Consider the following 23,709-nt stretch of genomic DNA (forward strand, 5'->3'; position numbering starts at 1 on the left):
ACCATGACCACCACCGACACGCACGGCAGGCCCCACCCCAGCGCGGCGACCCAGCTCCACCTGTCCCTGGCCGAGACGGCCATCGCCCACAACTACGAGCCGCTGCCCGTGGTGCTGGCCTCCGGCCAGGGCGCCTGGGTCACCGATGTCGACGGCCACCGCTACCTCGACTGCCTGGCCGGGTACTCGGCCCTCAACTTCGGCCACGGCCACCCCCGGCTGACCGCCGCGGCCCAGGAGCAGCTGGCCCGCCTCACCCTCACCAGCCGGGCGTTCCACAACGACCGCCTCGGCCCCTTCTGCCGAGACCTCGCCGAACTCGCCGGCATGGACCTCGTACTGCCGATGAACACCGGTGCCGAGGCCGTCGAGACCGCGCTCAAGGTCGCCCGCAAATGGGGCTATGAGCGCAAGGGCGTCGCTCCGGACCGCGCCACCGTCATCGTCGCCGACGGCAACTTCCACGGACGCACCACCACGATCGTCAGCTTCTCCACCGACCCGGTCGCGCGCGAGGGCTTCGGCCCCTTCACCCCCGGCTTCCGCACCGTCCCCTACGGCGACAGCGCGGCTCTGGAAGCCGCGGTCGACGAGAACACCGTGGCCGTGCTCCTCGAACCCATCCAGGGCGAAGCCGGCGTACTCCTTCCCCCGCCGGGCTACCTCCAAGCCGTGCGGGACGTCTGCACCCGCGAGAACGTGCTGTTCATCGCGGACGAGATCCAGTCCGGACTCGGCCGCACGGGCACCACCTTCGCCTGCGAGGCCGAGGACGTCACCCCCGACATCTACGTCCTCGGCAAGGCCCTCGGCGGCGGCATCGTGCCCGTCTCCGCCGTGGTCTCCCGCCACGACGTCCTCGACGTCATCCGCCCCGGCAGCCACGGCTCCACCTTCGGCGGCAACCCCCTGGCCGCCGCCGTCGGCCATGCCGTGGTCGAGCTGCTGCGCACCGGCGAGTACCAGGCACGCGCGGCCGAACTGGGCGAACGGCTGCGCGGCCGGCTCGACGAGCTGGTCGGCCACGGCGCCGTCGCCGTCAGGTCCCGCGGCCTGTGGGCCGGCATCGACCTCGATCCCGCCCTGATGACCGGCCGCCAGGCCTGCCTGCGCCTCCTGGACCGCCGCATACTCGCCAAGGACACCCACGGCTCCACCATCCGCCTCGCCCCACCACTGGTCATGGAACCCACCCAACTGGACTGGCTCTGCGACCAGCTGACCGAAGCCCTGACCCGTCCCACCGGCTGACCCCCGCCGGGCAGAGCCGACAACTCCCGCCCTGCCCGGCGGCTTGCCGAGGGCCGGTCGGCGGCGCCTCGACGCCTCCCTGCCCGACCGAAACCACCGCAAAAGTTATGCATTGCCCGCACCAAAATCGGCGAGAGCCTCTATATTCCGTTTTTCTAAGGGATTTGACAGACAGCGCGGCGTAGCTTCTCCGGGTGAGCCGAGCTGAGGTCGGCGCATCCCGCTGAGGAATGGAGTCTTCCTCGTGTCAGAGAAACCCCGCACCCCGGTATCCGGCCGTCACCGCAAGCCCAAGGCTCCTGCCGTCGCCGCACGGCGTGCGCTGGTCATCGCCGCGGTCACCCCGGTCGCCGGTGCGCTCCTCACCGGTCCGTCCGCCTTCGCCGCCGACAAGGCCGGCGTGAGCCCGGTGGCCCGGCCCCAGAAGCGACAAGGGCTCGACGCCGCCGAGCGCAAGCTCGCGCACCGGCTCGACACCGGCATCCTCAACAAGAGCCTCGGCAGCACCGTCGGCGGCGTGGTGCTCGACGCCAAGTCCGACAAGGTCGTGTGGGGCCATGACGCGACCACCGCATTGATGCCGGCCTCCAACGCCAAGCTCGCCACCGCCACCGCCGCCCTGACCGTTCTCGGCCCCGACCACCGCTTCACCACAAGGGTCGTGTACGGCGACGGCACCCTCACCCTCGTCGGCGGCGGCGACCGCGTCCTGACCAGCGACGACCTCGCCGCCCTGGCGAAGACCGCCGTCGCGGGCCTGAAGAACGCGGGCGTCACCTCCGTCAAGGTCAAGGTCGACGACAGCCTCTTTCCTCCGCCCACCCTTGCCACCGGCTGGAAGGAGGACTACTACACGGACTCCGTCGCTCCCGTCCGCGCTCTCGTGGTCGACGGACACACGGGGACCGACACGTCCCTCGATGCCGGAGAGGTCTTCGCGAGGCAACTCGCCGCCCAGGGGGTCGCGGTCACCGGCGACGTGGCGCGCGGCCAGGCCACCCGTCATGACGTGCCGGTGGCGAAGCACTCCTCGCCGAAGCTGTCCGAGACCGTCAAGAAGATGCTCAAGACCAGCGACAACAACATCGCCGAAACACTTCTGCGCATGACCGCCCTCGGCGCGGGCAAGGCCCCCACCTTCACGGACGGCACTGCTGTCGTGCGGGACGTGCTCAGCCACCACTACGGCGTCCCGCTGGACAACGTCGAGCTCTACGACGGCAGCGGCCTCTCCCGCGCCGACCGCATACCGGCAGCCACGGTCGCGCGCCTCCTCGACCTCGCCACCGATCCCCGCAACAAGCGGACCCTCGGTGCCATCGAGAAGGGCCTCCCGATCGCCGGTGAGGCAGGCAGCACCCTCGGCCCCGAGTGGGGCCGCTTCGATACCCCCGCTTCCGAATGCGCCATCGGCAAGGTCAAGGCCAAGACCGGCACGCTGACCGGCGCGATCGCCCTCAGCGGCGTCACCAAGGCCCGGGACGGCCGCGTAAAGGTCTTCTCCTTCATCGAGAACGGCTCCACCGCCAACTCCAACGACATCAAAGACGCGCTGGACGGCCTCGCGGCGACGGTCAACGGCTGCCGGACGTAGCGCACCATCGCCGGGTGCCGGCCGCAACCAGGGCGAGCGCGACCTGTGCGCGACACACCGCCGGGCAGCTGGTGATCAGCGTTCCCGCACGGGTGGAGCCGGGAGCCGCCCCGCCGGAGGTGGCTCCCGGCTCCATCGCGCAACCGGGCAGGCATTTACAGGTGGGCGCTGATCACACCGCCGGCGCTGAGCACGATGGACACGCCGTTGGCGTCGAGCCCGGCGTCCTGCTGGTTCGTCTCCAGCGTGCCGTACACCGCGCCCCCGTTGCCGAGGATCTGCGCGCGGTACCGCAGCTCACCGACCTTCGTGACCTTGGCCGTCCAGCCGCCCGCGAGCTTGAAGGTGCCCGGTCCCTGGTGCCCGCCGCCCATCCAGGAATGGACCTGGCCGTCCAGCGTGAGCACGACGAACATGTCGTTGGCGTCGAGCCCGGCGTCGTGCCCCTTCGTCTCCATCGTGGCCAGGACCGAACCGCGGCTGACGATCTTGGCGCGGTAGTGCTGGGCACCGAGCTCGTAGATCTCGGCCTTGCTGCCGTCCGCCAGGATCTGGGTGCGGACCGGGGATGCCGTCTTGACCGTCGCGGCGTGCGTGCTGCCCGACTGCTTGCCCGCGGCGCCCGCCTTGGCGTCGACCATCGCGGCGGAGTCCGCCTGGGCAACGGAGCCCTGCGCTCCGGCGGAGGAGCCCGCGCCGCTGGACTCGGCGGCGACCGTGCCCATGTTCGTGTGGCCCGCGGCCTTCGTGCCGGCGGCGTCCGAGCCGGAGCAGGCAGTCAGGGTAAGGCCGGCGGCCGCGGTCAGGGCCGCGGCGGCAAGGCGCAGGGTGCGGCGACGAACGGTGCGGCCAGTGGTGCTGGAGCTCATGTCGAATTCCCCCCCGGAACAGTCGGTGTCGTTGTCTCCTCGGTACGTCACCACTCTGCTCGGGTCCACTAGCGCAAGGCTGCCGCTCCGCTAACACCCAGCTAACGCGGAAGGACCTCAACGAGAACCCGAAGAGCCGGGCGCGGCCGCCTAGTTGGGAAACACGCAGCTGCCGGAACGGTCAGGACACTCAGAAGTCACCCGACCCCTCGGACGCCTCCTGGACGCCGGTCGCGGCGGCGACAGCGCATCTGCGGTAGAGCCCGGCTTCGGCCGGGCCCTACCGCTATGCCTCGTGACGAGGAGAGTGCGCAGCCGACGCGTGCTACTCATCCGGTTGTCTCAGGGTACGAAGCCCTGCCCCGTTTGCCCGGTGAGTCGGGGCGCACCGGGCCAGCGGACACACCAAAACCTCGGGACGTTTCGGGGAGAACAGCCGCCGGACCCCGCCCCGGCCCGGTTCCAGCCGGACAAAACGGGCTGCCCCGGACCACTCCGCAACACGTACGCCAAGGCCATTAAAGGGCCTCTGGCCAGCAAAAAGACCCTCCCCAAGGGAGGGTCTTGCGGAGTGCTCCCGGCAGGACTCGAACCTGCGGCCAAGTGCTTAGAAGGCACCTGGTGGATAGGGGATGGGGTGCCTTTGACCTGCATGAATGCCTACGAGGACAGGCCGATGGCCAAAACGTCAGGGAATTTCGGGACGACGCGTCGCTGGCTTGCCTGCTCGTGGGGCACGATTCGCGCCGACCTGGCATGTTTTGACCGATCGGTGGCTTAGCTGGTGGCTGTTGGGCACTATGCGGTTGGGGCGGTGATCGGCCGGAGCCAGGGCAACTGAGGGGGAAAGATGGCGATCAAGGTGCTGCCAGTGACGGGGAAGGTTCACCGATCGCCGTCCGCGGGGCGCGGCCCCGCCGGGGTGCTGTGCGGCGAGGATGACGAGTCATGACGATCGTGTTCCGGATTCCGGCCAGCGGTGCGGAGCGGGTGGGGTTCGCCTACTCGCCGGCGATGGAAGCCGTGCTGAGTCTTCATGTGCTGGTCGAGCCCAAGCACCATCCTGTCCAGCACGGGTGGGTGCGCGCGATGCGCAGGCTCTCACCGGGGCTCAAGCGGGAGATCGAGGCGTTCGCCTTCGCGGTGCGTTCGTACTTTCCCGAGTTCCTCTTTCCCCGGCCGACAGGCGGGCTGCCGGACTTCGAGGGTGAGCTGGCCGCCCTGCGCACAGCGGATCCGGATCTGGTCCGTCTGGAGTTCACCGTTCCGTTGCTCACCCCGTGGCCGGGCAGCGGCGAGGGCAGGGATCCGCACGTTCTGGACCGGCCGGAGGTGCGCCGCCAACTGCGCGAGCGAGCCGTGGAGGAAAGCGACGATGCGATGGCCGCGATGCTGCTGGATGACCCTCGGGCGTTGTTGGAGCGGTTCCTGACCATGCTGGAGTCCTACTGGCGGGAGGCGTTCGAGGACGAATGGGCACGGCTTGAACCCGAGTTGGCCGCCGGTGTCAGTGAGGCGGGGCAGCGGATCGCCGAGCGTGGCCTGTACGGGATGCTCCGTGGTCTGTGGCCAGAGGTACGCAGTGATCCGCGAACCGAGAAATTCTGGCTGGAGAGACCTCATGATCATGACGTCGTTATCGGACCGGACGACAGGCTCGTGCTCGCGCCCAGCGCTTATGTGTGGCCGCACGTACGGGTCAACTGCGACGGCCCATGGCCCCTCGGACTCGTCTTCCCGGTCTCCTCGATCGTCCAGGAAGCCCGTCCGAGGATTCCGCCCGTCCAGCTCGTCGGCATTCTCCGGGCCCTCGCCGACGACACCCGGCTGCGCGCCCTGCGGCTGATCGCCGAACGTCCGCGCAGCACGCAGGAGCTAGCGCCGCTCGTCGGTGTCAGTGAGGCCGCGCTGTCCAAGCACCTGCGGGTGATGGCGGATGCCGGACTGCTGGAGCGCCGCCGCGAAGGCTATTACGTCCTGTACCGGCTCGTGTCCGGACGGGTGGCGGGACTCGGCCCCAGCTTGGAGAGCTTCCTGCACAGCGACGACCATGACCACGGCGACCGACGGGCAACTGATTAGCTGTCTGCCGAATAAGTGGATCACTCGCTCAGGAGAACCGACAGTGGCGGCATGTCACTGCTGAGGGACCGCAACTTCCTGCTTCTCTTCGTCGGCCAGGGCGTCTCGCGCTTCGGCGACGGCCTGTACACCGCCGCGACCGCGTGGCTGGCGTGGTCACTGACGAAGGATCCGGCCGCTGTGGCTCTGGTCAGCGTGTCCGCGTTCGCGCCCGCGTTCGTGGCGACGTTCGTCGGCGCCTCGTACGCCGATCGCTACGACCGTCGGAAGCTGATGGTCGCCACCGATCTGGCCCGGGTCGCCGTGCTGGCGGCGGCCCTGGCGCTGATGTCCCTCGGCCTGCTGGATCTGCCTCTCCTGGTGGCGGGAACCGCGTTGCTGGCGTTGATCGGAGCCCCGTTCGCACCGGCCCGCAACGCCATCGTCCCGCAGATCGTGCCGGCTGGCCGGCTGCAGCAGGCCAACGGGCTTCTGCAGGTGGCGTTCAGAGCCACCTTCTTCGTCGGTCCGCTGATGCTCGCGCCGCTTCTCACCTATGGCTCGCTGCAGTTGGCGCTGGTGATCAATGGGCTGACGTTCGTGGTCTCGGCTGGCGCTGTGGCCGCCATCCGCGTAGCACGCCCTGCGTCTACAGGCGGCCGAGTGGGGCTGTGGTCCGATCTCGCGGCCGGGCTCAGGGCCGTGCGGGCCGCCCCCGACGTGCTGGTGGTCATCGTGACGTTTGTGCTCGCGCTCGCGCTCACCAGCGGGTTCTTGACGGTCGGCCTGGTCGCTGTCGTCGGGAAGGGTAGCCAGTACGGCCTGCTGCTGGGCACCTCCGGGGTTGCCGAGGTGGTCGGGGCGCTGCTGATCGCCGGTCTGCGCATCCGCCGGCCGGCCCTGGCCGCGGTGCTGGCCTGGGCCCTGCTCGGGATCTTCCGTGCTCCGCTGGGAACGGTCAACTCCGGTGCTGTGGCAGCCTTTCTGCTGATCGCCACCGGGCTGGCTTCGGCGCTCACGGACATCCCGTTGATCGCACTGGTGCAGCAGCGCATTCCGGAACGCCATCTCGCGAAGGCGCTGGGTCTGTGGGAGGCCGGGATCGCCGGAGCCTTGGCGGTCTCGCCCTTCGTGGCGTCGACCGCCATCACACTCGCCGGGGTGGAGGTGGCCTTCCTGCTCTCGGGTGCCGTCCTCGTCGTGTTGGCCGCGACTGCTGCCCTCACCCTCGCCCGCGTCAGCGCCCGGCAGTCCCTGCGGCGCTTGAACGGCACCGCCGGTAAGGAGGCTGGACAAGGGGCAGTTGCCCACAAGGAGGGTGACGGGTTACCGGCCCACCTCTGAGGAGATCTCCGCACCTTGCCCAGTCGTCGTGTCGGCGTTCGCGCCCGGCGCGGGGGCATCTCAATCATCAACATGCGCGGAGCAGCCGTGCTGGTGATGCGTGAGGCACTGGCCGTCTAGCTGTGCGGACAGCGACGCGCCAACAACCTCCTGCTCGGGCCGAACATCCACCGCAGCCGGCCGAACGGCGACCCCTCGTGGCTCACCGCCGACCACCAGCAAACAAGGCCCAGGTCGCCGACCTGGGCAAGCCTCAACTATGGAGCGGGTGACGGGAATCGAACCCGCGCTCTGAGCTTGGGAATCAACGGCGCCCGAGAGGCCGATATGCAGTCTGAACAGGTAAAACGCGAGCCTGATGCTCTGTGTGTGGGTGCGCGGGCGAGCCTGTGTTGACCGTGGTTTACCGCCCTGGAGGGCACGGATGGGGCACGACGGCCGGGGAGTAGTCACTCATGGCTTGCTGCGGCGACTTAGGGGCGGTTCGTCGTGCTGGCAGGGAGCTTCTCCTGCCGGTCGATTGCGGCAGCAAGTCATCAACGAGGCTTCTGGTCCAGCGCCGCATCTCCGGTCGGGTGTGAGCCGGGCGGATGGGATCCGTCGGAGCCAGTAGGGGCCAGGTCTCTCGCTGAAGATCCCGGGACGTCCGTTGCATCGATTGTCCGCTCAGCCTTGGGCCCAGGTCTCCTCTTCCTCGCGTGCGGCGTCGTAGGCGTGCCGGGCGGCGGAGACGGCGGGGAGGTGGGCGGCGGACCAGTCCGTGATGGCGCTGAAGAGCGGCGTCAGGGTGCGGCCCAGGTCGCTGATCTCGTACTCGACCCGCGGGGGGATCTCGGCGTGGTACGTGCGGACGACCAGGCCGTCGCGTTCGAGCTGGCGCAGTCGCTGGGTGAGTACTTTGGGGGTGATGGTCGGCAGGTGCCGCTGCAGCTCGTTGAAGCGCAGCCGGCCGTGGTGTTCGAGGACCCACAGGATCGGTGTGGTCCAGCGGCTGAACACCAGGTCGATCACCGGGTTGATCGGGCACGCCTGCTCCACCGCATCGGTCATGACTCCTCCTCATCCCTCCTGGCTCACGATCGCTACCAGGGCACTTTCCCACCAGAAACCACTATACCGAGGAAACTAGCCTGGTGGTGCGAACAGCGACCCCGGTTCCGCGGCGGCCGCACGGGGGCGCGCCCCCCTGCGGAGGCGGGCAGTCCCATGACGCCGAAGGAGGCACCACCATGACGTTCCCGGCACTCCCGCCCCGTGAAGGCGAGCGGCCCCGGACAGGCCCCGAAGTCCCGCACCTGCAGTTGAGCCAGACCGGCCCCGCCGAGGTCCGGGAGGGGCTGCTGCGGTGGATGGACGCCGCACTGCCCGGCACCGACTGGGGCGGCAGCAAGGTGTCCGCCCCCGGCTTCGCGCATGTGCACGCTGACGGCAGTCTCCATCTGGCGCTGGACCCGGCCGATCATGCCGCCTTCCTGGACTCCGGCTGGGGCGAGAAGCACCCGCTCCACGACCACGGCTTCAACGTCGTGATGCTCTACGCGCCGCGCGACCGGACCGAACTTGACGTCGCCAAGCAGGTCATCGCCGCCTCCTACACCTATGCGACGGGCGCGGCGCCGATGCCCGACGCCGCCGCGGCCTGACACCGCACCGTCCTCTGCCCCGCTCCCGACCTCTTCCCGAGCCGGTCGGGCCTCCCCCCAGCTCTTCTGAGCTTCCCGGGCCGGCCGTGCCCGGGCCGTCCCGAACGAGACGAAAGGCCGCTTCCGATGCGTAACTCCCTCTCTTCCACGCCTGCTTCCGGCGGTGCGCCCGCCCGGTCCGCCGCCCCTTCGCGAACGGTGGTCGGCAAGGCGATGCTCTCGCTGGTCGCCGTTTTCACCGGCGTTTCGCCCTATGTCGCCGACTGGAACGACACACACGTACTCAATCCGCTCTGGCCCCCGCACGCCAAGTTCCACAACGGCCAGACGATGGCCATGGGCACGTTCCTCGCCCTGGCCACCCTGTACTTCGTCTGGCGCCGCCGGGGCGATGCCGGTTCCAACCTGCGCGCCGCGGTCGTCCTCGCCGGCCTGTACTGGGTCAGCCAGGCGGTGGCCATCTTCTACCCGGGTGCCGCCTACTTCGACCCACAGTTCGACAAGCCGGCCATGTACGTCGCCGGTCTGCCGGTGCAGGCGGTCATCGAGATCGTCGCTCTGGCCCTCATCGGGGGCGCGGTCCTGCTCTCGCGTCCGGCGCCGGGCTCCGGTGTGCCGGAGAACAGCAACTGACCACCCGCCTATCCGTGTGCCCGGCCTCCCCCGGGCGATCAGCCCGCGGACGGAACGGCCGGACAGCCGGAAGACAAGGAGAACCTCATGATCGTCATCACTGGTGCCACCGGGAACATCGGCCGCGCTCTGGTCGGGCGCCTCGTCGCCGCCGGGCAACCGGTACGAGCGGTGAGCCGTGCTCCGGAGCGTGCCGCGCTCCCCTCAGGAGTGGAGGTGATGCCGCTCGCGTCGGACGGGCTGTTCGAGGGGGCATCAAAGCTCTTCCTCCACGTGCAGGCCACCGGCGACGGCATCGCCGCCGTCCTCGACCGAGCCAGGACCGCCGGCGTAGGGCACGTCGTCCTGCTCTCCTCGGGCATCATCGAGGAAGGCGCCGACGAGACCAACCCGATCCACGCAGGGCACGCGGCGGCCGAGCAACTGGTCCGTGCCAGCGGTCTGGAATGGACCTTCCTGCGCCCCACCGTCTTCTCCGCCAACGCCCTGCAGTGGGCCCCGCAGATCCGCGTGGGCGACATCGTGCGCGGCCCCTTCGCGGAAGCGGCATCCGCGCCGATCCACGAGGACGACATCGCCGCGGTGGCCGAACGGGCCTTGACCGACACCGGTCACCACGGTGCCGTCCACCGGCTAACCGGACCCGAGGCGACGACGACCGCGGGACAGGTCGCGACCCTCGGGCGGGTGCTCGGCCGGAACCTCCGCTACGTCGAAATGCCCGCGGAGGAGGCGGAGGCCGCCCTCGCGGCGCACATGCCGCAGCAGGTGGCACGGGGCGTGCTGGAGTCCTTCGCCGCGATGGTCGGTTCCGAACCCGAGATCACCGCGACGGTGCAGAACGTCACCGGGCACCCGGCACGCACCTTCACGGCATGGGCCGAGGACCACCGGACCGACTTCGCCACCTGAACCGGTCCGCTCCACGAGGTGCCGACCGAGCAGGGGCGCCGCCCGGCGCCCGGGGCAACGTGCAGGTGCCCCGCGGTCGTTGCCTCCCGCCCCTGGTCCGTCGCCCGGCACCAGCGCACCGGGAGCGCAACGGCCGCCCAGACGTGTGCTGCAGCCGGCGCCCCCCCGGCGGACTGCGTACCGTCTGCGGCCCTGCGTCGCCGTATGCGGTCGTCGACCGAAGGCGCCCGCTCCGCACGAGCGTTCACACGGCAGGCCGTCTGACGAATCCAACAGGTCGAGCCCGGCCCCCGGACGACGTGGCCGTCATGCGCTCGTGGACACCGAACACGGCATCCCGGCCCCCGTGCTCGCCGCCGCCACCGGGATCCGCAAGGCCTGTTCGTCCCGGTGGTCACCGCCCTGGCGATCGGGACGGTGTTCGTCGCCGTCTACCCGGCGGCCTTCCACGCACCCGTCGCGCACCACCAGCCCCTGGGCATAGCCGCCTCGGACCGGACGGCCTCGCGCGTCGAACTCGCCCTCAACGACAGGGCACCCGACGCCTACACCTACCACCTACACCTACCACCGCTACTCCGGCCCCGACGCCGCCCGTCACGCCGTCACCCACGACCAGGTACCCGCCGCCCTGGTCGCCCACGGCCGCAGCACGGTGCTGCTGGCGGCCGGCGCCCAAGGACCCTCCACTGTGGCCGACCTGCAAGCCGCGGTCGGACATGCCGTCGGCCATCCCGTCGCCGTCAAGGACGTGGTACCCCTCACGCCCGGCGACGCCCGCGGCCTGTCGGTCTTCTACGCCTCCGGCGGCGGGTGATCATGCCGTCCTGTTCCAGCTGGCGCAGGCGCTGGGTGGGCACTTTCGCCGCGGTACTTTCCTGTGGGAAACCACTATCTGGAGGACACTAGGTTGGGTGGTGTTAGCGAGCGGGCCGGCAGTGAGCCGGACCGCTCGTCGATCAGCCGACTGTCCGTCGTACCGACGGGCCGTCCGCACTACCGAAAGAGGCACCACCATGACGTTCCCCGCGCTGCCCGAGCGTGCGGGCGACCGGCCCGAGACCGGTCCCGAGGTCCCGCACCTGCAGCTCACCCAGCCCAGCCCGCCGCAGATCAAGGAGGCACTGCGACGGTGGATGGCCACCGCACTTCCCGGCACCGTCTCGGGCCGCAGCGAGATCTCCGTCCCCAGCACGTGGGCGGTCTTCCTCAACGATGTCGCCCCGGCCGGCGGCGCCCGACTGTTCCTGCCGCGCGGTGACGCGGAGTTCGTGCATCTGCACGCCGACGGCAGCCTGCACCTGGCCCTGGACCCCGCCGACCACGCCGCGTTCCTGGCCTCCGGCTGGGGCGAGAAGCACCCGCTCTACCACCGTGGCGCCAATGTCGTCATGTTCTACGCCCCGCGCGACGAGGCCGAGGTGGAGGTGGCCAAGAAGGTCATCGTCGCTTCCTACCGGTACGTCACCGGTCACGCACCGACCGCCGGGCCCGCCGCGGCCTGACTGCTCTCCCCACCCCGCGCCGGGACATCGGCGCAGGTGACCGGCACGGCCGACGTACCCCTGCCGAGGGCTGCGTCGAAGCAGCCGCCAGGCTCCCCGCACGGCATCAACGCCGTCACCTCACCACCCCCACACCGCACTAGCCCAGCCTGCGGCTCCGCCCTGCCCATTTCCCGCTCTCCACACCGACCAGCAAGGGCTCCTCCATGTCCTACCTGCTCCACATCGACTCCTCCTCGCTCGGCGCCGATTCGGTCTCGTCCCAGGTTGCCCGCTCCTTCCGAAACACCTGGGACGCGCCGGTCGTCCACCGGGACTTGGCCGCCACGCCCGTACCCCACCTGGACGCGGCGGGCATAGCGGCCTGGGGCACCGACCCCGCCCGGCGCACTCCCGAACAAGCCGCGGCCGCTGCCGTCCAGGACGAACTCATCGAGGAGTTCCTCGGCGCGAGCGCCTACCTGTTCACCGTGCCGATGTACAACCTCACGATGCCTTCGACGTTCAAGGCATGGCTTGACCAGGTCATCGTCAAGGACCGCACCTTCGGCCTCCCCGACGGTCCCGCGGCGTCCGGCCGTCCGGCCCTGGTGATCTCGGCACGCGGCGGCGGTTACGGCCTCGGCACTCCCAACCACGGCAAGGACTTCGTCGTGCCCGCGCTGGAGACGATCCTGCACGACATGCTCGGCCTCGACGTCACTTCGCTCACACCCGAGTTGACCATGGCACCCGTCGTCCCGGCACTGACTCACCTGATCCCGCTCCACGAGGCGTCCCTGACCGACGCACACCAGCAGGCCCGCCGGCAGGCCGAGAAGTTCCGCGATCGGATCGCCGCCTGACCCGTTCCGGGGCCCGCCACCACACCCGCTCACACACCACTCACCTCGAGGAGACACCCATGCCCAAGATCACCGATGGAAAGGCCCTGCTGACCCTCACCTCACTGGTCACCCTGACCGGTGCCTACATCGCGGACTGGAACACGACCCACATCTACAACCCCAACTGGCCACCGCACGCCAAGTTCCACAACGCCCAGACCATGAGCATGGGCGCCGCCCTCGGCCTGATCGGCCTGTACCTGCTGTGGGTGCACCGGGGCGCCTGGACGCGCTCCCTGGTCCAGGTGATCGTTGTGGCCGAGTCGCTGTACTGGATCACCCAGCTGTCGGCGATCCTCTACCCCGGCACCGCCCTCGTCGACGGCGACTGGGTTCCGCCCATCCAGCCGGCCCTCGCCACCACCATGCTGGCCTTCAACGCACTTGCGTACTTCCTCGAGCGCCGACGCCTGGAGCACCACATCGCCTAAGCCCGCCCGAGCGGCCATGCCGGAAGCCGGATCACGAGGGCTGCCGCGGTGGCGGTGCCGAGGTGGACATAGCCGCGCTTGTCATGGCGAGTTGCCACGGCCCGGGACTGCTTCAGTCTGTTGATGACCGCTCAACGGTGTCGCGCTTCCTGAACCGCTCCTCGTCGAAGCCAGGCGGCCGTCTGCCGCGCGAACCCTTGCGCAGGCGAGCCTGGCTGTCGGACTTCTCAGAGGCAGCTGCCACCATGACCGGCATGGCTGCCAAGAGATGTGACCGCTGTGATCTGTTCATCGGGGAAGGCTGTGACTGCCCACCAGACGGATCGGTCCCACGGGCCGATGCTGCAACTGCCTCCGTTCAGGCTGGGCGACAGCCCATTGTGCCTCCGGACAGGATCCTGATCTCTCCACGCGGGGTGGCTCACCTTCCGGATGCGTGCAACCACCATCCCGAGCAGAGCCATCGAGACGCAGGCTGGGGATGGATCCCAAGGCCGACGAGGGACTGTGGGAAGGCATAGACCCAACGCGTCCAGTGCAGGCCACGGAGGGGGATACGACCCTCGTCGCCCATCATCGGTGCGGCAGCTGCTTGTCATAGCCAAGATTACGCCGTGGTCAGGGACCTGTGGGGCGCCGTACGAGCGCAGGCCGGCCCAGCCGAGGGCATCGGCGAGGACGACCCGAAAGTCAACGTCCTCGGGGCTGGCGAGCACCTCGATGGCCGGCGAGTGGTCGGGGTCTCGCGGCTGGGGAAGTCGAGGTGACGGTCGTGGTCTGTGCCGGTGGCGCAGATAACGGCGTCGAAGAAGCGGTGCAGGTCGTCGAGGGTGAGGTCGCCGGATGGTTGACGTTGGTGACACGACGGCTGCAATGGGCGCCTCGCCCGTCGCGGAACGGTGGACGAGGCGCCCATTGCGGCTATTGCACCTGGTCGGTGGGTGCCAGGCGGCGGAACCGGCTGCCGTGGAACACGAGCGGCGCGGTGTTGGGGGAGGTCCACAGGTCGTGGATCTGCAGGACGGCGATCGTGTGGTCGCCGGCGGGTATTTCCGTGAAGAGGGAGCAGTCGAACCAGGCCACTGCTCCGTCGATGATCAGCCTGCCTTCGTCGGTGGCCTGCCACTGCAGGTCGCCGAACCGGTCTCCGTCCTTGCTGGACAGCCGGCGGCATGCCGTGTCCTGGTCCTCCGCCAGGACGCTCAGCCCCAGACGGCGGTCACGCAGCTTCGACCATGTCGTCGAGGTGTCCTGGATGCATACCGATACCAGGGGTGGGGTGAGGGAGACGGAGGTGAAGGAGCTGACCGCCATGCCGGTCGGCTCACCGTCCACCAGGCCGCACAGGGCGGTCACTCCGGTGGGGAAACAGCTGAACGCCTGCCGCAGCTGTCGGGAATCGAGCTCTTTCGTCAGGGCCGCGGTCATGTGGGCGGCACCCCTCTTTCCTGCTCGGATACGGGTTTCATGTGGATGGTGGGCACGGTGGTCGACGGGCCGGTTCCGAGTGGCCTGGGCATCCGCCGGTCCGGTCGGGGGAGGGGGACGGGGCGGGTCGTCGCCGTTTGCCGGTCGATGGGGGCAGGGCCTAGAGGTTGGGCAGTTCGCCGAACTCGATCGCCCCGTGCCGCCGGGCCGACGCGTTGTACTGGGTGGCCCGGTGGGTGCGGTACATCAACACGTCGCGCAGGTAGCGCTGCATGCGCTGGCCGCGGAGGGCCGCGGACGTGCCGGCCGAGCGGAAGAGGATGTCGACGGCGTCGCCGGCCAGCTCACCGGCTTCGAGCAGCATGCCGACCAGCCTGTTGTCCATCTGGGGGGTGAATTCCCGGATGCCGGAGACCGCGTCGTGGCTCCACCGGGTGATGGTGTCGGCGACGTGCAGAACGATCGCCTCGGCACCGTCGGCCTTCATCTGGGCGATCCCGAAGTCCTGCTGGAAGGTGGGGTACTTGAACCGCGGCCCTGTCCCGGCGGGCGGCATCGCGGACTTGGTCAGGGTGAGGTGCTCGTACTCGTCCAGCGCGCCTCGCGCGGCACCGACGACGGTGACCACCAGCTCCAGCAGGAAGAACGAGAGCGACGCCGCGCCCGAGTAGATCGGGTTTCCGTGTATCCGCAGACCCGGTGCGGCCGCCCCGGAGACCGGGCCGAGTGCCATGTCGACGGCGTAGTCCTCCGGAACCACCTGGTTGTCGACCACGATGGTATTGGAGCCGCTGGCGCGCATGCCCAGAACCTTGTCGCCGCCCCAGTTGTCCAGAACCGTGAACTGATCACGAGGGATGAGGACCTGGAGTACGCGCCGGTCCGTGGTCGTCGCGTCGGGGGCGCCAGTGGTGTCGTCGACGACCTCCACGGAGACCGTGGCATGGGTGGCGTACGGCACGCCGGACTGGTAGGGCGAGGTGGCGTTGACCAGCCAGCCGCCGTCGACCCTCTTGGCGGTGCCTGACGGATTGAAGCTGTGCGAGGCGCGGAAGTAGCCCGCGTCGTTGGCGAACACCTCGTCCTGGGCCCGCTGCGGCCAGTGCGTGGCCGTGCTCAGTGCATGGCCCTGCCCCAGGCACAGGCACCACGCGGTCCCCGGGTCCGCACATGCGACCTCGATCATCACCTTGGCGAAGGTGCGCAGGTCGACCTCCAGTCCCCCATAGGTCCGCGGGGTGAGCAGGTCATAGAAGCCCGCCTGCCGGAACGCCTCGTGCACTGCGGGGGTGTAGTGGCCGAGCGCCTCGGCCTCGTCGGCCTGCTCGCGGATCGTCTCCCGCAGCGCCCCGGCCTGCTCGATGAGCTTCGCGGGCGTGGTGTCGGGGGCTGCTGTGGTCATGATCTTGGATTCCTCGTGACGGGTTCGGTGTGCGTTCGGGGGCGCGAGGGGGGTGGTCACCTCAGTTCCCCTTTTGGGGGCGGGTGTTTTCCAGAGCGGTCATGACCGCGAGCTGGCCGCGATCGCGGGCTTCGGCGAGATCGGCGTACGGGGTGGAGGCGTATGCCTTCTCCACGGTCTGGATGACCCGCTCCAGGTCGTCGGGGTGCTGCGAGGGTTCTCCGAGTTGCATGTCCCCCAGGGCGGAGCCGATGTGTTCCATGAGGTGCCGGTAGCCGCCGGGGCCGCCGCCCAGGTGCGAGCTGAGGAACGGCCCGGTCGTCGCCCATCGGATGCCGAGTGAGTGGGTCACCACCGTGTCGAGGTCCTCGGGCGTCACCACGCCCTGCTGGACGAGGTGCATGGCCTCGCGGCTGAGGGCGTTCTGCAGCCGGTTGCCGACGAAGCCGGGGATCTCCCTGCGCTCGACGACCGGGGTGCGGCCGACGAAGGTGTAGAAGTCGAGGGCTGCCTGGACCGCTTCCTCGGTCGTGTGTGCGCCGGGCACGACCTCGACGAGCGGCATGAGGTGGGGAGGGTTGAACGGGTGGCCGATCAGGACGCGGCCGGTGTCGTCGAGGTCCGCGGTGAAGGCGGTCGCCGGGATCATCGACGAGGAACTCAGCAGCAGCGCGTGCCGGGGGGCCTCGCGGACCAGTTGGGCGAACAACTGCCGCTTGAACTCGACGCGTTCGGGACCGCTCTCCTGAACGACGTCCGCTTCCCGGACGGCTTCGGTGACATCGGCCGTGATGTGCACCCGGTCGGCGAGGCCGTCGACGTCCAGGCCCTGAGCGGCCAGGTGCGGGCCAAAGGCGGTGAGTGCCTCGTCGACCGCGTCCGCCAGGTCGGGCCGGGGGTCACTGACCCTAACGGTCAGGCCGTGTGCGGCGAACAGCGCCGTCCAGGACAGTCCGATGGTGCCCGCGCCGATCACGGCCGCGGTGCGGAAGGTGTGTGTCATGGCACGTCCTTCTTCAGCTCATCGAGGAGAGGTAGTCGAAGACCGGCTCGACCGGGGCGAGGGTCAGGTCGGTGAGGATGTGGCTGGCGGAGACGACCTCCAGAACGGGCAGGTCCGCCAGCGGGGCGAGCGCGTGCGCGAAGAGCTGGAGCCGGGCCGGACCGGTATAGGCCCACTTGACCCTGATATCGGTGATCTCCGTGCGTACCAGCTCCTGGACGCGCGGCTCGCCGCGGTAGTCCGGGTCGGACTTGAGCATGAAGGTCGGCACGGTGATCTGGGCCCGGGCCGCCTCCTCGTCGAGCTCGTGGTGCTTGTAGCCCATGGTCGCGGTGGCGACGCGCAGCGAGCCGTGGTCCAGGGCGCCGACCAGGGTGCCGCTGTCGACGTACAGGCTCGGCGCGCCGGTGACCTTCGGGTAGGCGCTGAGCTCCCGCCCCGAAGCGGTCGCCGGGAAGTTGTCGAGGTACATCGCGTGCAGGTACTCACCCCGCTCGCCCTCGAAGCTCACCTCGATCGCCTGGCCGGCCTCGGTGTAGGGGCCGAATCCGGTGACGTCGCCCATGCGCATGACCTCGAAGCGGACCAACGGTTCCGCCACGCGCAGGGGCTCGGGGACGACGGCGCGCAGCGCGTCCGGATCGGTGCGGTAGACGATGTTGAGGTACTCGCGGTCGGTGAACCGCGGGACCACGGGCGGGTACGCCGGGCCGGTCAGCGGAGTGGTCAGGTGCCGTCGGACGTCTTCGATGCGCATGTCACTTTCCCGTCCAGCGCGGGGCCCGGCGCTCGGCGAAGGCGGTCATGCCCTCGCGGACGTCGGCCGACGACAGCAGCCGCTCCAACACGGAGCGCTGGGCGGCGAAGGCGTCGGCCTCCGGGGCGCCGTCGGCCGCACGGGTGACCGTCCGCACCGCAGCCAGTGCGAGTGGCGCGTTGGCCGCGAGCTGCTCGGCGAGTTGGAGGGCGGCGGTCACGGTCCCACCGGCGGGGGCGACCCGGTTGACCAGACCCAGCTCGGCGGCCCGCGGGGCGCTGAGCGGCTCTCCGGTGAGCAGGAGTTCCATCGCCAGGTGGTAGGGGATGCGCTTGGGCAGTCGGATCACTCCGCCTCCGCCGGCGATCAGACCCCGCTTGACCTCCGGCAGGCCGAGGTGGGCGTCCTCGGCGGCGACGATCAGGTCACAGGCCAGGGCCAGTTCGAGGCCACCGCCCAGGGCCCAGCCCTCGACAGCGGCGATCAGCGGCTTCGACCGCTCCGCCTCGGCCACTCCGCCGAAGCCCCGGCCCGGGATGTCGGAGGACTCGCCGCCCAGGGACGCCTTGAGGTCCATCCCGGCGCTGAAGGTGCCCCCGGCGCCGGTCAGGACGCCAACGCGCAGTTCGGGATCGGCCTCCAACTCGTCGAGAGCGGATGCCAGATGTGCGGCGACCGAGGCGTTCACGGCGTTGCGTGCCTGCGGACGGTTGATGGTGATCAGCAGGGTCGCGCCCAGCCGTTGGGTTTGTACGTCGATGGTGCCCATGACTTGTCTTTCTCGGTGGGAGGAAGGGATGAGGTTCAGCGGTCGGCCAGTTCGGCGAGGACCTCGGCGGTGTCCTGCCCCGGCAGGGGGGCGAGGCGGCGGATCGACCCGGGCGTCGCGGAGAACCGCATCGGGATCCCGATCGAGCGGATCGGTCCTTCGGACGGATGGACGATGGTTTCGAGCAGGTGACCCTCACGGACATAGGGGTCCTCGTGGGCGAGGTCCAGTTCGAGTACGGGCGCCATCGGGATGCTGTACTTGGCGCACACGTCGCTCCACTCGGCCGTGGTCAGCGCCGGCGTGCACTCGTCGACCAACTCGGCCAGAACCTCGACGTCGCCCGTGCCGGGGGGCTGACCGGTGAACCGGGGATCCGTGGCGAGATCGGGGCGACCGGCGGCGGCGAAGAGGTCGCGGTAGTTCTGCTCGGTGTAGGGGATGACACAGGCGACGCCGTCCTTGGTCCGCCGGGCTTTGTGCCCCTTGGACATCGACAGTGCGAAGCCCGTGGGCCCTCCCGCGGGCACGAACCCGTGCCCGGCCAGGTGCTCGACCAGGTTGAAGGCGAGCAGGGTGTCAGTCATCGGGATCTCGATGTGCTGGCCCTGGCCGGTACGGCCACGGTGCACCAGCGCGGCGAGCACGCTGTAGACGATCGCCAGCGCGGAGACCTTGTCCGCGATGATCGTCGGCAGGAAGACCGGCGTGCCCAGCGCCCGGTGGGCGATGTCGACCAGCCCGGAGGCGGCCTGCACGGTCTCGTCGTAGGCGGCGTTGCCGGCCCGGTCGGAGTCGCTGCGGAAGCCCTGGGCGTGCGCGTAGACCAGACCCGGGTTGCGGGCCGCGACGTCCGTGTACGTCATGCTCAGCCGCTGAAGGGCGCCCGGCCGCATGTTGGTGATCAGTACGTCCGCCGTGTCGATCAACCGCAGCGCCTGCTCGTGCTCGGCGGGATCCTTCAGGTTGAGGGCGACGCTGCGCTTGTTGCGGTTGACGTTGAGGTTCAGCGGGGTCATGCCCGGCGTGACGCGGTACTCGCCCATCCGTACGGTGTCGGAGGGGGACTCGATCTTGATGACGTCGGCGCCGAGGTCCCCGAGGATCTGGGCCGCGTACGGGCCCATCACCACCGTCGACAGGTCGATCACGCGTATCCCGTCGAGCGGGCCGTGGGCAAAGGTTTCCGTCATTGTCTCTTCCTCTCGCTCCATGTGTCGTTTGCTGCTGACACGGAACGCTAATGGCGAGACGCGGATCATGGAATTATCGAAATGAGAAAAACGGTGTGACCGCAGCGGTCACACCGTTTTTCTCGATTTCGCAGAGGATTTTTTTGATTTCTTCAGCGGTGGTCCGGGTCGGCGAAGACCTCGCGGGCCGCGCGCATGAGATCCTCCAGATCGCCGCCGTCGGCGCGGTCGCGGCGCCAGACCAGAACCGTGTCCAGGTGCGGTTCAAAGTCCGAGAAGGGCAGGACGGTTATGTTCTCCAGCTGGTAGCCGTGTATCGGGCTGTCCGGATCGAGGAGGGAAATACTGAATGCCAATCCGGATGAAATAACCTCCGTCACTCCCCCGAAACCGGTGTCGGTCAGATTCAGCCGATTCCGGATTCCGCGCTCGGCCAGTTCCTGGTCAAGTACGTCGAAATAGGGGACCCGGACTTCCTTGGGCAACGGGGCATAGGCGAGATCCGCGAGTTCGGCAAGCGCGACACTGTCCCGTCCGGCGAACCGGTCCGTCGGCACCGCCGCTCCCATGCGCTCCGACATCACGAGCAACTGCTCCATGGCGGGGTCGCTGAACGGCGACCTGGCCAGCGCGAGCGCGATTCTGCCCTCCCGGACACCGTTGACCAGGGCCGGGGTGCTGCCGGGCCAGCGTTGCAGCTCGCACTGCTCCCGCACACGGTCGGTCAGCACGCCGACCCGTAGCCGCAGCGCCGGGTGCAGCCCCGCAGGGATGCCGAACAGGGCGGTGCTCCGTTTGGGCCCGGTGGCCTCGCGCAGGCGCCAGGGGATGGAGTTGGCCGTTTCGAGGATGTCCCGCGCGATCGGAAGGAGGGCATTTCCTGCCGGGGTGAGTGCCACACGGTGCGTGTCGCGATCGAACAGCCGCTGTTCGAGTTCGCGCTCCAGATCTTTGATCCGCTGGCTCAGCGGCGACGTCGCCATGTGCAGCCGCCGGGCAGCGGCCGTGAAGTTCAGCTCTTCGGCGACCGCGACGAAGTAGCGCAGGTGCAGCATTTCCACGTGATCAATAGTAGTTGAGCTGCACTGGTGGAAACGGAGGAAGGGCGAGCCTGCGGCGAATGCCGGTCACGGGCGTCGAGGAGCCACACTCCCGCCCACCGGGCTGGATACCCGTCATATCGCGTCATATGTGTCTGGGGCACGGGACACGCAACCCCGGCACCGATCAGGACACCCGCTCCTACGTGGTGGCGCGGGCGATGCAACTACGAATGCGGCGAGTCACAACAGTGTGCACTGAGCCTTTTCCCTCCTCAGCCCGAGCTGTCCAGAGGGCAGTTGGCACGTTTAGGCTTCCTCCGGACCGGCCTCCGGCGCCATCTCGACTGGTACGCGGAGCAAGGCCCGGATGGGCTGCTGTTCGTGGGGGAGGAGGGCAAGCCGTTCCGGCGGTCCTCCTTCGGGCGGAAATGGCGCAAGGCCCGCCAGAAGCCTTCCGATGAGCCATCTGGTGCCGGACGCCTGAACTGGTCCAGACAACAAACAAGGCCCAGGTACCTGGGCCTCAACTATGGAGCGGGTGACGGGAATCGAACCCGCGCTCTGAGCTTGGGAATCAGGGGGCTTTCGGGCTCCTAGTGTCGTCCTGACCCGCGAAGACGCCGCATTGCGGGTGCGGTTCCTGGCGAACCTTCTGGCCTCTGTTGACCGTCGTTTACCGCTCTGTCTGGCACGGTAGTGGCACGGCGGGTGGATTTACCGCTGAAGTAGCTCGCGCTGTACCCGAGGCTTTGCTTGGCGGGGGGCGGACAGGGGGACCCTCGGCACCGGACGCGCTGGAGGCAGGCGTACGGAGAGTGAAAGGCCCCGCCGGATCAGGGCGCGGGGCCTGGCTCACCCCCGCCGCTCGTCTGTCTCGCACAGCCTCCAGGCCGGCCATCGAGCGGCTTCGACTTCGCCGTCCCCACTCCCAGCAGGTTCCGCCGGTGCAGCATAAGCCGGATGTGGCGTGCCGCGTCGGTGCCCTCTTCGACTCCTCTGTCGAGCAGTACAGCTCTAAGGGCGGTGTCGCCGACGCCTGCCACCAGAGCGTCCGCCGGATGCCCGTGAACGGTCTCGCCCAGCGTGACAGTGGCTCCCGCCTCGCGGGAGAGGACCTGGTACAGGCGTTTGAGTAGCACGGCTTCGCTGCTGTCACGCGAGGGCACGCCGTCGCGCTCCGCACTCTCCAGCAGCGCGGCGGCCACGCCTCCCCGCTTCCGCCAGCGCTCCTTGTCGCCCACCACGATGAGGTGACTTCGCGCGCGGGTGACGGCGACGTTCCAAAGGTTCAGCTGTCCGCCGACCCATTCGACGGCACCGGGGTGCATGCCGTCCCCTGCGACGAGGGGGAACACCATGACATCGCGTTCGCCGCCCTGGAAGGTGTGTACCGTTCCGATGCGCAGACGCTCCTCGTCGTACGGTCGCAACCGCCTCCGCAGCGCTTCGGCTTGCGGCGCGAAGGGAGTGACGACGCCGACGGTGGCTTCGGGCGGCAGCTGTTCCAGCAGGTAGTTGACGCTGTCGTGCGCCTTTCGGATCTCGTCTTCGTTGACCCAGGAGCCACCCAACCGGGGGCGGGTGGCCCGTCCGGGCACGTCTGTCCAGATGACGGCGGGACGCGGCAGAGCGGGGCGGCCGCGGGTGTCGGTGAGGACGGTCAGTCCGCCATCGTAGAAGAGTTCCTCTCTCCGCCGCTTTCCAGGGCGCCGGGCCGCGCCCGCTGATCGCGACGGTGACAAGGCGCATACGGTAGGGCCCGGCTTCGGTCGGGCCCTATGCCTATGCCCGTATGTCGAGTGAGCGAGGAGGCAAGGGGCGCAGCCGAGGGGTGCTCCCCCTCCAAGGTCTCGTGGCGCGAAGGGCCGCCTCGCCCCCCGGAGGGTCGGCGCCTCGTAGCACCGGGCACGCCAAAACTTCGGGAAGTCTTCGGGAAGAACAGCCGCCGAAACCCGCCCCGGACCGGTTCCAGCCGGACGGATCCAGCTCCTCCGCCTCCGGCGTCCGACGGCTCGCCGCGACCACCAAACAGCCCCTGACCAGCAAAAAGACCCTCCCCAAGGGAGGGTCTCCGTCGGCGCCCCCGGCAGGACTCGAACCTGCGGCCAAGTGCTTAGAAGGCACCTGCTCTATCCACTGAGCTACGGGGGCCGGGCGTGGACGTGGATCACGGACCGCGGTCAAGGATAGAGGTCCGGGTGCCTCGTCCCGGTTGCTTCACCTCCGTGGCACGTTGTGGAGGTTCCGTGAAGCGGTCCCGATAATCGCAGGCAGGTACGAATCCTGCACCGCTTTTGACGTCCCGCGCGTCGGGTGTTGTGCACTCGTTATGCCTCCGCCTCGCTCGTCGCGAGCGTCTCATGCGCCACTCATCCCGTTCTGTACGCATTCTTGCGGCGCACACGAGGGGTTATACGCTTCAAAAGCGCAACGAAATTGGGCATTCTGCACATGTGGCGACCTTGGACGTACGACCCCGGCTGCTTGACGCACTGTCCGTTCTGCGCGACCGCGTCGACGCCGCACGCTTTCCACTGCCACTTCGGGGGGCTGCCCGGGCCCGGCGCAACCGGGCCGAGCTGCTCGCCCAGCTCGATGACTATGTGATTCCCCGCTTGCGCTCCCCGCAGGCCCCCCTGCTCGCGGTGATCGGCGGATCGACCGGGGCCGGCAAGTCCACGCTGGTGAATTCGCTGGTGGGGCGGCGGGTCTCGGAGGCGGGGGTGCTGCGTCCGACGACGCGTACGCCGGTGCTGGTCTGCCACCCCGACGATCTCCGGTGGTTCGCGGGACCGCGCGTCCTGCCGCAGCTCGCCCGGATGTGGGTGCCCGAACAGGACGACGGCGGAGAGGGGGAGTACGCGGCGGGCGCGGGCCTGGGACGGGGGGAGTTCGGTGTCCGGGGAGTGGGCGGCGGCGGCCCCGGCCAGCGCGGGCAGCCGGCTGCGCAGCGATGCGATCGCCCCGGTGGCCGTTCGTTCCGC

General features: G+C 69.3%; 21 protein-coding genes, 1 tRNA gene and 2 pseudogenes. 13 read left to right on the top strand and 11 right to left on the bottom strand.

The features are described from left to right. Positions 1–3 precede the first annotated feature (3 nt). Positions 4–1,251 (top strand): ornithine--oxo-acid transaminase, encoded by a 1,248-nt coding sequence (gene rocD / locus EST54_RS19525; protein ID WP_129248927.1) that lies wholly within the window; start codon positions 4–6, stop codon positions 1,249–1,251. A 244-nt stretch (positions 1,252–1,495) separates the two neighbouring features. Then, the gene (dacB, locus tag EST54_RS19530; RefSeq protein WP_129248928.1) at positions 1,496–2,845 is read left to right on the top strand and encodes a D-alanyl-D-alanine carboxypeptidase/D-alanyl-D-alanine endopeptidase; all 1,350 of its coding nucleotides are present in this window, start codon (positions 1,496–1,498) and stop codon (positions 2,843–2,845) included. A 155-nt stretch (positions 2,846–3,000) separates the two neighbouring features. Here the strand turns inward: dacB and EST54_RS19535 are convergent, their stop codons facing one another. Continuing rightward, entirely contained in the window at positions 3,001–3,714 is a 714-nt protein-coding gene (locus tag EST54_RS19535; RefSeq protein ID WP_129248929.1) for a hypothetical protein, read from the bottom strand. Positions 3,715–4,662: 948 nt separating this feature from the next. Between EST54_RS19535 and EST54_RS19540 the strand changes: the two genes are divergently transcribed. Both EST54_RS19540 and EST54_RS19545 read left to right on the top strand, forming a co-directional pair. After that, positions 4,663–5,796 (top strand): ArsR/SmtB family transcription factor, encoded by a 1,134-nt coding sequence (locus tag EST54_RS19540; protein ID WP_129248930.1) that lies wholly within the window; start codon positions 4,663–4,665, stop codon positions 5,794–5,796. Between the two features lie 51 nt (positions 5,797–5,847). Continuing rightward, complete coding sequence (locus EST54_RS19545) at positions 5,848–7,119, top strand: MFS transporter (RefSeq protein ID WP_129248931.1); 1,272 nt, start codon at positions 5,848–5,850, stop codon at positions 7,117–7,119. Between the two features lie 666 nt (positions 7,120–7,785). On the opposite strand, the gene EST54_RS19550 is transcribed toward EST54_RS19545, so the two are convergent. Further along, positions 7,786–8,169 carry a winged helix-turn-helix transcriptional regulator gene (locus EST54_RS19550; protein WP_129248932.1) on the bottom strand — a complete coding sequence of 128 codons (384 nt, stop codon included), beginning with the start codon at positions 8,167–8,169 and terminating at the stop codon, positions 7,786–7,788. Between the two features lie 179 nt (positions 8,170–8,348). Here EST54_RS19550 and EST54_RS19555 point away from each other — a divergent pair, with 179 nt between their 5' ends. The 7 genes from EST54_RS19555 to EST54_RS19580 all read left to right on the top strand — a co-directional run bounded on the left by EST54_RS19555 (position 8,349) and on the right by EST54_RS19580 (position 13,130). After that, positions 8,349–8,762: a luciferase domain-containing protein gene (locus EST54_RS19555; protein ID WP_129248933.1), complete on the top strand. Its 414-nt coding sequence runs from the start codon at positions 8,349–8,351 to the stop codon at positions 8,760–8,762. A 126-nt stretch (positions 8,763–8,888) separates the two neighbouring features. Beyond that, on the top strand, positions 8,889–9,395 hold the full coding sequence (locus tag EST54_RS19560) for a DUF6640 family protein (protein ID WP_129248934.1): 507 nt from the start codon (positions 8,889–8,891) through the stop codon (positions 9,393–9,395). An 87-nt stretch (positions 9,396–9,482) separates the two neighbouring features. Beyond that, on the top strand, positions 9,483–10,307 hold the full coding sequence (locus EST54_RS19565) for an NAD(P)H-binding protein (protein ID WP_129248935.1): 825 nt from the start codon (positions 9,483–9,485) through the stop codon (positions 10,305–10,307). 691 nt (positions 10,308–10,998) lie between these two features. Then, positions 10,999–11,124: a hypothetical protein gene (locus EST54_RS35920; protein ID WP_275415974.1), complete on the top strand. Its 126-nt coding sequence runs from the start codon at positions 10,999–11,001 to the stop codon at positions 11,122–11,124. Positions 11,125–11,323: 199 nt separating this feature from the next. Then, on the top strand, positions 11,324–11,812 hold the full coding sequence (locus EST54_RS19570; RefSeq protein ID WP_129248936.1) for a luciferase domain-containing protein: 489 nt from the start codon (positions 11,324–11,326) through the stop codon (positions 11,810–11,812). A 206-nt stretch (positions 11,813–12,018) separates the two neighbouring features. Further along, positions 12,019–12,657, top strand: coding sequence for an FMN-dependent NADH-azoreductase (locus EST54_RS19575; RefSeq protein ID WP_129248937.1), 639 nt, complete (start codon positions 12,019–12,021; stop codon positions 12,655–12,657). Between the two features lie 59 nt (positions 12,658–12,716). Further along, positions 12,717–13,130, top strand: coding sequence for a DUF6640 family protein (locus EST54_RS19580; protein ID WP_129248938.1), 414 nt, complete (start codon positions 12,717–12,719; stop codon positions 13,128–13,130). A gap of 921 nt (positions 13,131–14,051) precedes the next feature. On the opposite strand, the gene EST54_RS19590 is transcribed toward EST54_RS19580, so the two are convergent. From EST54_RS19590 to EST54_RS19620, 7 genes are all read right to left on the bottom strand, one after another. After that, the gene (locus EST54_RS19590) at positions 14,052–14,558 is read right to left on the bottom strand and encodes a flavin reductase family protein (RefSeq protein ID WP_129248940.1); all 507 of its coding nucleotides are present in this window, start codon (positions 14,556–14,558) and stop codon (positions 14,052–14,054) included. Positions 14,559–14,718: 160 nt separating this feature from the next. Beyond that, positions 14,719–15,960, bottom strand: a complete 1,242-nt coding sequence (locus EST54_RS19595) for an acyl-CoA dehydrogenase family protein (RefSeq protein ID WP_129248941.1) — start codon at positions 15,958–15,960, stop codon at positions 14,719–14,721. 61 nt (positions 15,961–16,021) lie between these two features. Further along, positions 16,022–16,963 (bottom strand): 3-hydroxyacyl-CoA dehydrogenase NAD-binding domain-containing protein, encoded by a 942-nt coding sequence (locus tag EST54_RS19600; RefSeq protein WP_129248942.1) that lies wholly within the window; start codon positions 16,961–16,963, stop codon positions 16,022–16,024. A gap of 13 nt (positions 16,964–16,976) precedes the next feature. Further along, the gene (locus EST54_RS19605) at positions 16,977–17,720 is read right to left on the bottom strand and encodes an acetoacetate decarboxylase (RefSeq protein WP_129248943.1); all 744 of its coding nucleotides are present in this window, start codon (positions 17,718–17,720) and stop codon (positions 16,977–16,979) included. A 1-nt stretch (position 17,721) separates the two neighbouring features. Beyond that, a complete protein-coding gene (locus EST54_RS19610) occupies positions 17,722–18,489 on the bottom strand; it encodes a crotonase/enoyl-CoA hydratase family protein (protein ID WP_129248944.1) in 768 nt (255 codons plus the stop codon). A gap of 35 nt (positions 18,490–18,524) precedes the next feature. Next, positions 18,525–19,682 carry a CaiB/BaiF CoA transferase family protein gene (locus EST54_RS19615; protein ID WP_129248945.1) on the bottom strand — a complete coding sequence of 386 codons (1,158 nt, stop codon included), beginning with the start codon at positions 19,680–19,682 and terminating at the stop codon, positions 18,525–18,527. Between the two features lie 152 nt (positions 19,683–19,834). Next, positions 19,835–20,737 carry a LysR family transcriptional regulator gene (locus EST54_RS19620; protein WP_239012419.1) on the bottom strand — a complete coding sequence of 301 codons (903 nt, stop codon included), beginning with the start codon at positions 20,735–20,737 and terminating at the stop codon, positions 19,835–19,837. A 300-nt stretch (positions 20,738–21,037) separates the two neighbouring features. Between EST54_RS19620 and EST54_RS35540 the strand changes: the two are divergent. Next, positions 21,038–21,175 (top strand): annotated as a pseudogene (locus EST54_RS35540) (tyrosine-type recombinase/integrase); the annotation flags it as partial. Positions 21,176–21,558: 383 nt separating this feature from the next. On the opposite strand, the gene EST54_RS19630 reads toward EST54_RS35540, so the two are convergent. Next, positions 21,559–22,467, bottom strand: a complete 909-nt coding sequence (locus EST54_RS19630) for a DEAD/DEAH box helicase (protein WP_239012364.1) — start codon at positions 22,465–22,467, stop codon at positions 21,559–21,561. A 336-nt stretch (positions 22,468–22,803) separates the two neighbouring features. Then, positions 22,804–22,876: transfer RNA gene (locus tag EST54_RS19635), tRNA-Arg, on the bottom strand. Positions 22,877–23,178: 302 nt separating this feature from the next. On the opposite strand from EST54_RS19635, the pseudogene EST54_RS34290 reads away from it, so the two are divergent. Then, positions 23,179–23,709: pseudogene (locus EST54_RS34290) on the top strand (GTPase domain-containing protein); the annotation flags it as partial.

Origin of the sequence: Streptomyces sioyaensis (assembly GCF_004122735.1) — a bacterium.
Lineage (GTDB): Bacteria > Actinomycetota > Actinomycetes > Streptomycetales > Streptomycetaceae > Streptomyces > Streptomyces sioyaensis.